Source organism: Enterobacter sp. V87_3 (assembly GCF_029967835.1).
Taxonomy (GTDB): Bacteria; Pseudomonadota; Gammaproteobacteria; order Enterobacterales; family Enterobacteriaceae; genus Enterobacter; species Enterobacter cancerogenus.
The window spans coordinates 39,968-53,601 of sequence record NZ_JASCAM010000032.1; the positions used below are offsets into that span (position 1 = coordinate 39,968).

The following is a 13,634-nucleotide window of genomic DNA, read 5'->3' on the forward strand; positions in this document are numbered from 1 at the left end:
TAAAAAAAACGACTCCGAAAGGAGTCGTTCGCATATTCTTAAATCCGTTCTGTTAGCTGTGCTTATGCTGGTCGCGGCGGCAGCGTTTATCATAATGGCGCACCCACCAGTATCGGTCGCTCACCTGCTCATGGCCGCTGACGCGAGCACCTGCCAGCCACAACACCGCACCGAGGAAAATGCTCAGCACCGCGCCGTGCGCGAAGTATTGCGGGAGGTCAAGCTGCGGCAATTGGTTTAAAATAGAATAACCCACACCGGCTACCATCACGAACAGTCCCAACCCCATCAGCACGTTACCGAGTAACGAAGCGTTTTTGCGTTTCATGTGTCACCTCCGGAACCTTGGGTTGTAGGGAATAAGTCCCTATTCCTTGTGTGTAAAGTATAGACAACAGGGCTTATATGAGTTGAGTGAATGATCACATTTACGGAACATGCCCAGACAAAAGTTTACAAATAAGCCCCTGTACAGCTTGAAATTCTAATGGTTCAGATCCGCAATTATTCATCTTTTGGCGTTCCTGGCGCAGAACTTTGTCAAGCGCCTCGCCAGACAGTAAACTACGCCCCGGATCCAGAACCCATTAGGAAATGAATCGTGACGATTAAACTGATTGTCGGCCTTGCTAACCCAGGCGCAGAGTATGCGGCCACCCGCCATAACGCGGGTGCCTGGTACGTCGACCTGCTGGCTGAACGATTACGTGCTCCCCTTCGAGAAGAGCCGAAATTCTATGGCTACACCTCGCGCATCAACCTTGCCGGTGCGGACGTGCGTCTGCTGGTGCCTACCACCTTTATGAACCTGAGCGGAAAAGCGGTCGCGGCGATGGCGACGTTTTATCGCATCAATCCGGATGAAATTCTGGTTGCCCACGATGAGCTGGATCTGCCGCCGGGCGTGGCAAAGTTCAAACTCGGCGGCGGTCACGGCGGCCATAATGGTCTGAAAGACATTATCAGCAAGCTGGGCAATAATCCCAATTTCCACCGTTTGCGCGTGGGAATCGGCCATCCGGGCGATAAAAACAAAGTTGTTGGCTTTGTGCTCGGTAAACCCCCGGTTTCTGAGCAAAAATTAATTGACGAGGCGGTAGACGAAGCCGTGCGTTGCACCGAAATCTGGCTGCAGGATGGCTTAACAAAGGCAACGAACCGTCTTCACGCCTTTAAAGCGCAATAATCCGCGCCGTTTGGCATTTTTACCGCGCACCGTGCGGGTTACGTGTATAATAGGCGTAGTTATTTACTTTTCTTCAATCGGTTAACGCTAACGGATTGATTATCAAGATATTAAGGTGATTTAGAAATGGGATTCAAATGCGGTATCGTCGGTCTGCCAAACGTGGGCAAATCCACCCTGTTTAATGCGCTTACCAAAGCGGGTATCGAAGCGGCGAACTTCCCGTTCTGTACCATCGAACCCAACACCGGCGTCGTTCCAATGCCCGACCCGCGTCTCGATCAGCTTGCGGAAATCGTTAAGCCGCAGCGCATTCTGCCTACCACCATGGAATTCGTGGACATCGCGGGCCTGGTAAAAGGGGCGTCCAAAGGCGAAGGTCTGGGTAACCAGTTCCTGACCAACATCCGCGAAACCGAAGCGATCGGCCACGTTGTGCGTTGCTTTGAAAACGACAACATCATCCACGTTAACAATAAAGTGGATCCGGCTGATGACATCGACGTGATCAATACCGAGCTGGCGCTGTCTGACCTCGACACCTGCGAGCGCGCGATTCACCGCGTGCAGAAGAAAGCCAAAGGCGGCGACAAAGACGCGAAGGCCGAGCTGGCCGCGCTGGAAAAATGCCTGCCACAGCTGGAAAATGCTGGCATGCTGCGCGCACTGAAAAACCTGACGGAAGAAGATAAGGCGGCGATCAAATACCTGAGCTTCCTGACCCTGAAGCCAACCATGTATATCGCTAACGTCAACGAAGACGGTTTCGAGAACAACCCATACCTGGACAAAGTGCGCGAAATCGCCGCGGCGGAAGGCTCTGTGGTGGTTGCCGTGTGTGCAGCCGTTGAATCTGATATCGCTGAACTGGACGATGCCGACCGTGACGAGTTCATGGCCGAGCTGGGTCTGGAAGAGCCAGGCCTGAACCGCGTGATCCGCGCGGGCTACGAGCTGCTGAACCTGCAAACCTACTTCACCGCTGGCGTGAAAGAAGTGCGTGCCTGGACCATCCCTGTTGGTGCAACGGCTCCGCAGGCGGCAGGTAAGATCCACACCGACTTCGAGAAAGGTTTTATCCGCGCACAGACTATCGCGTTTGAAGACTTCATCACCTACAAGGGTGAGCAAGGCGCGAAAGAAGCCGGTAAGATGCGTGCGGAAGGTAAAGACTACATCGTGAAAGATGGCGACGTGATGAACTTCCTGTTCAACGTCTAAATTAGTTTTGTTGTCTCATGAGGTTTCGCTGAATCTCATAACAACGGCGAAACCCTATTAAATCCACGCAATTGCGTGGATTTTTCATTTCACAATGTCGCAATTCATCTCGTAACAACGCTGTCAAAAAAGAGTACATGGATGAGTACAACATTCTTCCATCTTCATTTTAAGTCAGTACAATAACGGTATAATAAATAAAAAAGGCCCCGTTATGCTCAACGATACGCAAAGCCGCACTGCCAAGCCGAAAGAAAAACTCTATCGACTTAATGATTTCAACGGTCTCTACCTCGAAGTGTAACCCAGGGGCAAAAAGGCCTGGCGCTATCGGTTTAAACTCAACGGTAAATCCAGCATGTTTGCGCTAGGTGATTACCCGACGGTCAAACTTGCAGAAGCTCGCGAGCAAGCGCGAAAGCAGGTCGCGGATGGAGTTAGTCCAACACAGGCTCGTCAGTTAGATAAGATTCGCAAGATCAACGACGCATCCAACACCTTTGAGCTAATCGCCAAAGAGTGGTTGCAGATGAAAGACTGGGCCGAAATCACCAAAACGCGGCGACTGGATATGCTTGAACATGTGGTCTTTCCCGCAATCGGTAAGCTCCCGGTCAGAGAGATAACCCCACACCACATTCTTAAAATTCTTCAGGAAACTGCTAAACGAGGAGCACCGAATGTTGCCGCTGAAGCCCGTCGCACCATTTCATCAGTTTTTGTGTTGGCAGTCGCGACGCTTAGAGCTGATAGCGATCCTGTCTGGCCAGTGCGTAAGGCGATTCCGGCAAATAAGACACAGCACAAACAGGCATTAAACCCACAGCAAATCGGGAAGCTATTAAGCTGTTTTGATAATAGTCGCGGCTCGTATCAGGTTAACTATTGCATGTGGCTTATGTGGTGGACATTGGCGCGTCCTGCAGAAGCCACCGAAGCAGAATGGACAGAATTCGATCTTGATAACGCCCTGTGGACCATTCCAGCAGCGCGAATGAAAGCTCGCAGAGAACACGTTATTCCCCTGCCCTCTCAAGCTGTCAAAACTCTTAGAACGCTACAAGGATTAACCGGGCATCGACAGCACCTTTTCCCGGGCCGAGATAACCCACGTGGCCCGATGACATCGCACTCTCTGCGCCAGCTACTTAAAAGCCTCGGTTGGAGTAGCATTTATAGCCCCCATGCTACCAGAACTACAGGAAGTACGCGTTTAAACGAAATGGGCTATCGACCTGATGCTATTGAAGCTCAACTTGCACACGCTGATACCAACAATGTTCGTCGCACGTACAACCATGCAACTTATCTTGATGAGCGTAAAGTGATGATGCAGGAATGGGCTGATAAACTTGATGAATGGGTAAGCAGTACTGACAGCAGTGCTGATGTTTCGTAAACGATGATGCATTGGTGTGTTTATACTGATTATTAAAGATAATGCCCCATGAAATTATAAAAACCACACTTTAGCCTATGCTTTAGTAACCATCTGATTTTGTGAATATTGTTTGCTGTACTCATCCAGCGTTATAATCTCTCTGTTTTCCATCCCTCTAATAATGTAAATAGACCCATTTTAGTTCCACGAACCTTTTGAGATTTCCGTGATTTCAGCCACCAGCCGATACTCTTCCAGTGTCAGGGGATTTAGGAATTCGTGGGGGCGGCTTCCAGCAGTTGTTTCGCTTCATCTTGGCTTTGTGCGCAGTCAACTTATCTTGACTGGTATAAATCCATTCAATCACCTGTGAAGTAGACAGGACAAGCTAGCCATTGCCCCCAGAACGGTCGTTGCCATGTTGCATTTGTTTAGTACCTTCAACGTCAATCTTGCTACAGGAGATCACTGCCTCCCCCTTCACCACCCAGTCATAGACGGTCTGGCGGCTTACACCAATGTGATGGGCATAAGCTGCATTAGTTAACAACAGATACATGCTATAAAAATTAGTATACCCAACCACATTATAAGTTTACTTAAGAAGCGTATTTCTACTCTTTATTAATAAATTCATCTGGAAGTGATAAATGGAGATTGTAGCGCACCGGGTTCGCTTTCACTGGATTTTTATTAAAAACTATTTCATATTTTGGGAATGTAGGGAAAGCCAAAGTCACACATGACAAAAATACTTCTTCGAAGAATGTAATCAGAAACAAAAGTATTTCATTTGCTTCTTCATGAACATACTTAAACCCCTGTCCTTTTAACCCCCATTTGGGAGGATTTAATTCGTTTCCATTTTCAAATTTAAAGTTATTAACTATCAATGGTGTATCAGTTGTGGCGGCGTGTTCCTGAGCATTTCTAAGGCTATATATATGCTCACACATCGGCAAGTGCTCGTTTAGAACATTAATTAGCATTGTCGCATCCTGGTGATTGGCCTTTACATCCTGTAACAACCTATCAATTCGCCCATGTTTGCTCTTTAATGGTAAGAAAAAATTCACCATCACAGAAACTTCCTGAATGCATCGCTTAGCTGAAATTAAAAAATCCGTTGCATATCCATCAAGACCTTTTAGCTGAGGGAAGTAAGCATGAGCCTTGCCGTTCATGACATTTTCATTATCAATAAATTTATTGATTTCAATATTTGAATTATCTATTAAAGACTGCAAAGACAGCAAATAATTCAACAGAACATTTTTAATGTCTCTGGCCTTACCAATGATTTGAATGCGGTTACTATCTTCATTGGAGTAAAGTTGCCGTAAAAATTCATCAGTTAGAATTACTGTATTAGCAACCAAGGGGTTAGATGCTCCAAAATCAGAAACTTTAGTGTATATCCAAGGCACATTTTGATGTTCTCTCTCAGGATCAATACTATCTGGAGTCATGAGTTTATATGTAGATTCTTCTGTGTAAACCTCCATAAACTCACCAAAATTTATCATGGAAATTATTTCGCCCTTCTCTCCTTCAGGCAAACCAAACGAACCAGGTTCATCGCGTGAATTCATAACCCCTCCATAAACACAATACTTTTAATTATAGCATCAGCAAAAGCGCCAGTTCATGAGGCTTTTCGCACAATTAGTTACAGGGAGCTCTTTTTCACTCCCTCAATCTCCGCCTGACACACATCATCATTTGCAAATGAGTATTGGAGGTAGGCATATCCTTTTAAGTGCTATTGTAAGCACCCCCCTTTTAGTTCCACGCAATTTTGAGATCCCGACATAATGACATGAAATATCAGCGAATAGGGAGAACTTTCAATATTTCTGAGGGCTAACAGGGGCTATCTGCTCCTGCTCGATCCAAGGTAGATTCTTAATTTGGAGTTTCGCTAGATCTCTATAAAGCGCTAAAATAGCTGGATAGTGCTTTGCTGACTCCAGCGCCTGCATTAATTCGACTATAGGTTTATCAACGAGCTCATCATCAGCCTGAGTCAATGCTTCAGCCTCCACCCCCATCAGATATGGCTGAATATCAATATCAAGTCGCTTCGCCAAAAATGCAAGAATACGATAGCCACCGGCATCTCGATCACCCCAATGGTAAATCGGTATCTCCATACGCAGTTCAGCGATAATGATCTCTATTACATGTACCCAAGAGCGCGGCGGGAAGCCGGCGGTGTAAATAATCACACCCAAATCATCAATTTCGCGCACATACCGCTCGAAACTAGCACGATTTTCAATGAAAAGCACATAGGGTGGCCGTTGTCCCCACACAATGCCTTTGACTTCATCCGGGGAAACACCGATTCCGTAGTGGAGTGCAGATAAATCGATAATCCCCCTGCAATGCAACAACCCATTGGCTTTGAAACGCATTGGTATTGGGTATTTACTAATCCCAAAATACTCCAGCAGCTTAACGCCATCGTCAAGCAAATCCACAACATCATCGTCAATATGCGGCAACATCAACTTTCGAATAAGACCGGAAAAGCTCTTACATTCTAACTTCTTGGAGTTGCCATACAACATGGCACTGAGGGTCCGAATATCGGGAACATTCTCAGAGACAGGCAGTTGAACGATCCACTCAATAACTTTCATTGCATCAAAAAGTCGGTCTGCCTGGTTGCGATTCACACCACAAAACGTCTTGTTGCTCGACCATTCCTTGGCAATCTCCAGCTTCGTATTATCCCACCAAGGTACATTGAACACCGTTGTCTCTAAATGCCGAAATGAAACTTTGATTTCATCAGCCTGTGGTATAACTCCCTGACTATCCATTAATCTGTAGCCATCAACGATCTGGATATACTCAATATGTTTAAACGCTCCCAGCGCGACTTTACGCTGATAGTGGATATTCAAGTATGCAATGGATTCCAACGTCTTATGCAACGCCGTTTTGGTACTATTATTGAGGGCGAAGTACCAACGATAGGCGTGATCTGTGATACGTATCCTGCACTCAAGTTCCACACCTTCTGGTTTATCTATCTTCTTGATCAATTGATTGATGAACTTCTCAACATAAGAGTTCATATCATTCAACCATCTCGGCTTTAGCTTTCAATTCAGCAGCGCGTTCAGCCACAAGCTCTGGATGGTAAACTGGATTACGTTGGTCTATAAGATCCTGACCTGCCTCGAAAATCTGCGTGTGGTCAATCACCACATCTCTGTCCTCACGGCAAATGGTATAAATTTGATCCATCTCTTTACCAATTTTCAGAGTCACTTCTGGCGGGGCAGCAATCAGTAATTGCAACCCGATTTCTTTGAGAAAGGCCACTGCTGCGCTCGCATTGCCACCATCCATGTTATTGAACGCTTCATCAAGGAGTACCAAAGACGCCCCTCGATCTGAATGACCACTAATCTTGTAAACGTTCATAAAACTCGCAGCCAGCGCAATATACGCTGGTGTTTGTTGCTCTCCGCCTGAACCTGTGCTTTGCATATCTGCCACGCTGCGCTCAGTCCCGGTGTCAGGGTTACGCATCTTCATGTCATAGGTGAAGAAACTGCGATAATCACTGATCTCATTAATTAGATCGTCACCACTGAGCAATGCCTCTTTCAACAGGTCTATAGCAGGATGTTCTGATACTGTTTCGAACATTGTCCCAACTAACTCGGTCTCTTCTCTATCTGCAGTCGTAATGTACTCGTAGACGGTGCGCAAGCTCTCTATCTCGCGAACCTTGAAGTGGAAGCTGTAGATGTGGTCGTGAAACGGGACTTTCTTGAGCAAGTTATTGAGTTGATTGAAGGTATATCTCATCTGCTCAAAGCGGCTTTGAAGCTCCCCTACTATGATGCCTCGAAAGTTTTTTTCCATCTGTTCAGCAGCTTCCCGGGCCGCCTGACGATGCACTAAAAGCTGTGCTGCCAGGATACGCTCAACCCATTCCGTACAATCTGCCTCAATAAAGTGGTACGCCTCTGTATTCACGTTATCAGTTTTTGCGGCTTCAAGAAGCGCCTGACGATTCGCTATATCCTCTGCAAAGTCTGTCGTGAATCTAACGACCTTGTAATACAGATCTCCACGTGTATTGAGCGCCTTCTCCCGTTCAACCTGAGCCTCATTCTGGGCTTTGTTTCGAATCAGGGAATAGCATCCTTCTTCGCCCCCAAACTTCTGCTCATAAGTTTGCCAGCATTCATCTGCTTTGGCGGTATTGTGTATAGGAGATTTTTCTGTTTCACTGCGGATTCGTTCTGCCTCGTCCCTATTTTTTGAGAGGCTTTCAATCTCGGTGTTCAAGTTATTTAACGTTGCAATAGCGTTCTTTTGTTCGGCCGTGGCATTGATGATCGCCGTATTACATGCTTCATAATTGTCGTCAGCCTGCGCCTTTGCGGCTTTGAGCTGTTCATCTTTCGATGTCAGCGGTTTCAACTGTTCCTGAGCGGCAGACAATGCTTTTTTATCTTGCATCAGGCGGATACTATTTTCCCGTACGGACGATGAGCCCTCCACAATAGATGTAGATAGCCCAGCCCAGTTGCGGTTAAGCCTGCTCAGCGTTTGTGCTGATCTCTCAACGCCAGAGAGCCGTTGTGCGAGCACATCCCGTTCATGCTCCAGGAGCTTAAGCTGCTCAGCTTTAGCCTGTTTCCCCATCAATAACCCGCGAATATGAGCGGTACCGCCCACCGTTCCACTACCGGTCGCAAGGCCTGATGCCATTAGCGCTTTGCGCTCTCTTCGTAGTTCATCGCGCGTTGCCGCCATCTTAGTTCTATCCAGAATGATGTTCATAAAACCACGAGCGATCGGATCGCTGGTTTCGATCAGCTTTGAAACCATTCTTTCAGTGGGCGCTTTGTTGGCGGCTAAAGCATGATCAGGGTTAATCATGCGTACTCGTTTGAGTTGCGGCTCTCGCTTCTGTGCAACTTCGTACACTTCCAATGCATGGTCAAAATCACGTACACTCACCACCAGTGCTTCGCGATTCGGACCCAAGTACGACTCCACTGCTTCTTGCCAGTCTCTATCAGCGATCTCACAGAGGTCACAGACGGGCATGGATTCTATTCTCTCTTGTTTGAGTAATTCGATGACCTTAGCCGTCGCCGGATTGATGTCCGAAAGTCCCTTTCTCAGCCGTTCAATACGCACCTGCAAGGCCTTACATTCATGCATGGTTTGTGTTAAGTCGTGGCTCACATTTTTATCAGCCACTTCTATACGTTCAGCTATCTCGTCCAGTAATTTTTTTGCGCTTTTAAGTTTATCGGTTACCTTAAGCGTATTCTCATGTTCCGATGCTGAGAGGCTCTCAATGCCTGCCCGATTGAGAATGTCCACGGATGTCGCCCAGTGCCGGGCTAATAGCTCGAAACTCTGGATACCCAGCGTGTCAGGAAATCGTTGACGGATAACTTCACGCACAGCATTTTGCAGTGAAAATATTCGGTTGGTAAGACTGTTTGTGGATTTAGAAACGGCGCTTTTTGCAGCATCAACGGCTCTACTCAGACTTGCAGCATCAGAATTTTGCCACGCGATCAGGGCATCATCACGACATTGTTTCAGCTCCGGCAGTCGTGGCTCTTCTCTGTCAATGGTGCGTTTAGCTGCTGTCTGGCGCTCTTGCGCAGCTATTTGAGCATCTTCTGTGCGGCCAAGTTCTTCATTGAGCCGAACAGTATCGGCCTCTTGCGAAACCCAAAGAGCATGGTGGGCATTGGCGTAATGCCGGGTAAGCTTCTTCGCTTCGGCAATCAGTAACTCGCGCGCATTTTTGTGGCTCTCGGCACGTGCGATTTCCGCCTCAATACGCTGGTGCTCAAGAAGATCTTCGCGCAATTGATAGGTTTCAATGAGGTCGGGAGGAAGAATAAAGTCCCTGATAAATGGATCAATCGGGCTGTCCATTTTCAGTTGTAACGCATTTGATAATGTCTTAACCAATAAATCAGGTTCAATTTTGGCGCTGCGCGTCTGATTAACCGACATCGCCTCAGCCATTTTTTCACGTATCGTCCGCGCACTGTCAAGCAACTCATAGCTCATCGCACCATGACGCTCTTTGGCATCCTGTTTCATGCGGTCAACAAAGTCACGCCATGGTAGAAAGGCGTCATCCCCGGACAGTAAATCAGCTTCAGTAATGTGGCGGCCTTTAATGATATGCCCGCGGGTCTCAATGTTTGGTGACTGACTGTTGGCATAAACAGACAGTCCAAAAGCGTAAGGACATTGATGATTATCGTACCAGTTTAAGAAAATGTAAGTATTGGCATTCTCACGTTGGCAACTCTTTGCATCGTTTTCTTTGAACTCGCCCAGCGCATAACTACGCGCAGAACGCCCAGAGGTTTTGGTTTCAGAGGCAGAGTTGTAGCGGGTTTTACGTTGATCCCCCCCCATCAGAACAAACTGGATCGCATCAAAAATCGTTGTTTTTCCCGCTCCGTTTTCGCCTGATACTAGCGTGGCTGGAGCATTGAGATGGATCGTCTCCAGTTCAAACAGATACCACTGCGCCAACACCACATTATGAAGAATATGTGCTTGTATGGGGTTATTCTGCACTGTCATCGTAGACCTCCAGTGTCTCAAGATCATCAGTTCCTTCGAAAACCGCTTCGCCAGACGCAGATTCAGGTGTGTAACTATCCATAAAGCGGTTAAGCATGCCCACATAGGTTTGATCGACCACACGGGTAATATTAGGGAGAACGGTCAACTCGTGGAGTTTGGTATCGGGGTCTTTAATTCCGAGTTCAATAATTCCCTTCTTCCTTAGGTTCTCCAGGGCATTATTGGTTTCTGTTATGGGGGGCATCTCCCCCCTGACATGTTCGTACTGATTAAGAAGCTCGACCGTTGGCGGTGTTACACACCCAAGCTCCGTACGTCCCATCGACGCTTCAGCGTCATACATTTTCCGTAGAATGAGCAGGAACAGCGTAGAGGTGATATCCAGTTGCTTACCAGAACCACGCGGTAAAATCCCCGCATAACCGAAGTTACGATCGTAGTACCACCCCATATCCAACCCATCAAAAAGCTTGTTAAAATAAGCCAGATTATCCTCACACAACTTGAAGTGCTCTTTTTGGCCGCGTTTTCCCTTCCATACCCATTGCTTCTGCAGTAGGTATGCTGCCGTGTTACGTAAGCTATCGGCATAGTCAGCAGATGTCTTGGCCTCGATATCTTTCAACTCTCTGAGCACAATTTCACTGGTCATGTGTGCGTTTCTCCATAGTGACGATCCGACGAATTATGATGCGACGACCGGCCATCTGTTTAAGGTCCGTCCACTCCCCTTCATCGAACTCAACGCAGTACATGGACTGCAGAGAAAAAAGTGGATGAGTTTTCGATATGCCTTGTGCCAAAAGGCGCAAATGAAGCGCTGCCATCATGTCATCAGCGGTATCGATCCTAAGATCATCCGTGGTCATCTGTACTCGCTCTCCAAGATTCGATTCAATGAAGTTGGCAACACGTGTAGGGTCGCATTTCTGGAAACTGATATGTTCTTGCTTGAGCTGGTTGTATGCCCGTTTTTCCCACAACGGTTTTGGCTGTCTGCGCACCGTCGGAACAGGCAGTATTGACTTTGCCTTGGGTGTGGCCAACCGGCAATCAGCAAGGAGTTCTTCACCTATCAACGGGCTAGGTAATGAGCCTAACAAGGCTTCACTCCCGATGCGCTCAAGCAGCGCCTGAATCTGTTGCCCCATATTACTTGGGGTATGCACGGTATACTTGATCTTCTCATACATCTGCCGGGTTATACGACGAGCATAGTCCTGCGTTTTCTTGAACAGTGGAGCAATTCCGTCAAACGCTTTGCTCAATCGATCTAGATCTGCTTCCACAAGCTGAACCGAAGGATTAGAAATATCATCACGCTTATAGGCTCTAGCGCATGCTTCCAGGCGCTCTGAGCTGAAACGGATATCGCTAACTAGCTTACGAATTTTACTGGCATGAAGGTTGGGGTTTCCTTTCAGGGAGAGTTTCTCAATATTGGGTAGAAAGAGTTCGGCCAAGTATTCTTCAAAGTAAAAAGTGAAATGGCCACTACCTTGGACGGAACCACCGCTAATTGCATGGTGGATTTCGCGGATATTGCCCACGAGAGCTCTGAGTCGATTTAAGAAATCCTCCATGTCATCAGCCGCTTTGCGCACTAACGATCCGTTGGTTGGGTCTTTAACCACTTCAGAAAGGTTCGAGCGTACCGCCAGACACACCACACCTAACGAGGGATGCTCAGCACTCATATTGCCAAGGAAGTTCAACAGCCTACGAGCATCTTGCGCCATCCAGACGACGTATCGATACCCGCTCTCCTGCTCTTCTCGAATCCACCCCGTATCTCGCAACCGGTTATAGACATAATGTTCCAGAGCGGGATTTCCTATCGTTGACTCAACCGACGCTATCTCAAGGCTCAAATTCTTATTGGCGATATAGTCTCGTAGAAAGACCCGTACCTGTTGCGGCGTAGGTTCATCTACCAGTTGTGTCGGATCCAAGAAAGTATCGAGATCGACTAATAACGCAAGCATCGATCGTCCATTCTCGCCCGAGATCGGTTTAAACAGATTGGTATTGAGTGTGTTAAAGCTCACGGAATCGTCCTACGCTCTTTCGTTACTTTTTGAGTTCACCTGAAAGTACAACATAGCTATATGTATATTTTATACACCCCATTATTAAGTAATGGTAGTAGATATTTATACAGTGCCAACTTATACTTTCGGATGTCTGCACATTTTAGATATTAGAAGGGCCACTATATGCAGTACTCACAGTACATGAAACCCGCGATCGCATCAGACACGCAAACAGTCTCCGTAACGGATTTAGCCAGTAAGCGGCTAGAGACTGGGGCATACTCGCACCCTCAGTGGCTGCGTTTGTGTTACATTGAGCGTCAGTTGCTCTGGGAGCGTCGGCTAACAACGACCATGCTGATGGAAACCTTTGGTATCTCACGCCCTCAGGCTCAGAAAGATATAAAGCTTTACCAGCAACTCTCGCCTAAGGCGCTAAAGCCATATCAGTTGGGTATTCCCTACTATCAACCTACTGACGGGTTTGAGCCGGTGTTATTATCCAAGGCAGATTTGCAGTGGCAGGCCATTGAAGAGTTCGCGCCGCCCATAACTGCACACACCACTGAAATGCCCATGCTGTTACGCCATCATAATTTGCGTGTTCTGGCACGATTACTCTCGGCCATTGAGCACCAGCAGTCTATTGAAGCTGTAGTAGCAACAATGAATTCACCTAAAGGACGTAGCCGACGGCTAACACCCACGGCTATCGCGTTCGTTAATAACCGTTACCACGTACGCGCTTTTTGTTGGGATAATATGGCGTATCGCGATTTTCTCATTGGTCGTTTCAAAAACACCCCAAAAGTAGTTAAACCCTCGAAAAACACGCAGAACTGGGGCGATAATGCACCTGCCTTTGAACGTTGTAGAGGTGTCCCACCTAATCCTGATACTGAGTGGGAGCAGATGATCGAACTTGAGCTGAGGCCTAATCCACACCTCAGCCAAGATCAGCAGGCATTAATCGTGATCGATTATGAGTTGGATCAGGATGGAATCACCAAACGGTTCGCACTTCGCAAACCGCTAATCGGTTATTTTCTGATCGACAATCGCATTCCTGCAAGTGAAGCTGAATACAATCTTGCTGTTAATGAAAATCCTAAGGCTTGGCCAGTATTTGCCTTCATAACTGACTCAAATAAACTTGCCCACGAACTCGGATTTGACCCAAGTTGATTTCTAGTAAGAAAAAGTTCTGTAG

9 protein-coding genes and 2 pseudogenes are annotated in these 13,634 nt (G+C 47.1%); 4 read left to right on the top strand and 7 right to left on the bottom strand.

Translation table 11 applies throughout. The features are described from left to right. Positions 1-52: 52 nt before the first annotated feature. Complete coding sequence (ychH, locus tag QLG21_RS20020) at positions 53-328, bottom strand: stress-induced protein YchH (protein WP_006175911.1); 276 nt, start codon at positions 326-328, stop codon at positions 53-55. A 273-nt stretch (positions 329-601) separates the two neighbouring features. Here ychH and pth point away from each other — a divergent pair, with 273 nt between their 5' ends. The 3 genes and pseudogenes from pth (at position 602) to QLG21_RS20035 (ending at position 3,806) form a co-directional block, all read left to right on the top strand. Further along, the gene (gene pth, locus QLG21_RS20025) at positions 602-1,186 is read left to right on the top strand and encodes an aminoacyl-tRNA hydrolase (RefSeq protein WP_006175913.1); all 585 of its coding nucleotides are present in this window, start codon (positions 602-604) and stop codon (positions 1,184-1,186) included. Positions 1,187-1,312: 126 nt separating this feature from the next. Further along, positions 1,313-2,407, top strand: a complete 1,095-nt coding sequence (gene ychF, locus QLG21_RS20030) for a redox-regulated ATPase YchF (protein ID WP_006175915.1) — start codon at positions 1,313-1,315, stop codon at positions 2,405-2,407. Positions 2,408-2,621: 214 nt separating this feature from the next. Next, a pseudogene (locus tag QLG21_RS20035) lies at positions 2,622-3,806 on the top strand (tyrosine-type recombinase/integrase). A gap of 180 nt (positions 3,807-3,986) precedes the next feature. Here QLG21_RS20035 and QLG21_RS20040 read toward each other — a convergent pair. The 6 genes and pseudogenes from QLG21_RS20040 to QLG21_RS20065 all read right to left on the bottom strand — a co-directional run. Then, positions 3,987-4,076 (bottom strand): annotated as a pseudogene (locus QLG21_RS20040) (integrase); the annotation flags it as partial. A 326-nt stretch (positions 4,077-4,402) separates the two neighbouring features. Continuing rightward, positions 4,403-5,380 (bottom strand): hypothetical protein, encoded by a 978-nt coding sequence (locus QLG21_RS20045; RefSeq protein WP_137848787.1) that lies wholly within the window; start codon positions 5,378-5,380, stop codon positions 4,403-4,405. A gap of 255 nt (positions 5,381-5,635) precedes the next feature. Beyond that, positions 5,636-6,874 carry a Wadjet anti-phage system protein JetD domain-containing protein gene (locus QLG21_RS20050; RefSeq protein WP_212743966.1) on the bottom strand — a complete coding sequence of 413 codons (1,239 nt, stop codon included), beginning with the start codon at positions 6,872-6,874 and terminating at the stop codon, positions 5,636-5,638. 1 nt (position 6,875) lies between these two features. Beyond that, positions 6,876-10,388 carry an SbcC/MukB-like Walker B domain-containing protein gene (locus QLG21_RS20055; RefSeq protein ID WP_137848789.1) on the bottom strand — a complete coding sequence of 1,171 codons (3,513 nt, stop codon included), beginning with the start codon at positions 10,386-10,388 and terminating at the stop codon, positions 6,876-6,878. Next, positions 10,372-11,043 carry a DUF4194 domain-containing protein gene (locus QLG21_RS20060; protein WP_137848790.1) on the bottom strand — a complete coding sequence of 224 codons (672 nt, stop codon included), beginning with the start codon at positions 11,041-11,043 and terminating at the stop codon, positions 10,372-10,374. The genes QLG21_RS20055 and QLG21_RS20060 overlap by 17 nt, the downstream gene beginning before the upstream one ends. Next, positions 11,033-12,439: a Wadjet anti-phage system protein JetA family protein gene (locus tag QLG21_RS20065; protein WP_039294301.1), complete on the bottom strand. Its 1,407-nt coding sequence runs from the start codon at positions 12,437-12,439 to the stop codon at positions 11,033-11,035. The genes QLG21_RS20060 and QLG21_RS20065 overlap by 11 nt, the downstream gene beginning before the upstream one ends. A 345-nt stretch (positions 12,440-12,784) precedes the next feature. Here QLG21_RS20065 and QLG21_RS20070 point away from each other — a divergent pair, with 345 nt between their 5' ends. Further along, positions 12,785-13,609 (top strand): WYL domain-containing protein, encoded by an 825-nt coding sequence (locus QLG21_RS20070; protein ID WP_137848791.1) that lies wholly within the window; start codon positions 12,785-12,787, stop codon positions 13,607-13,609. Positions 13,610-13,634: the final 25 nt, after the last annotated feature.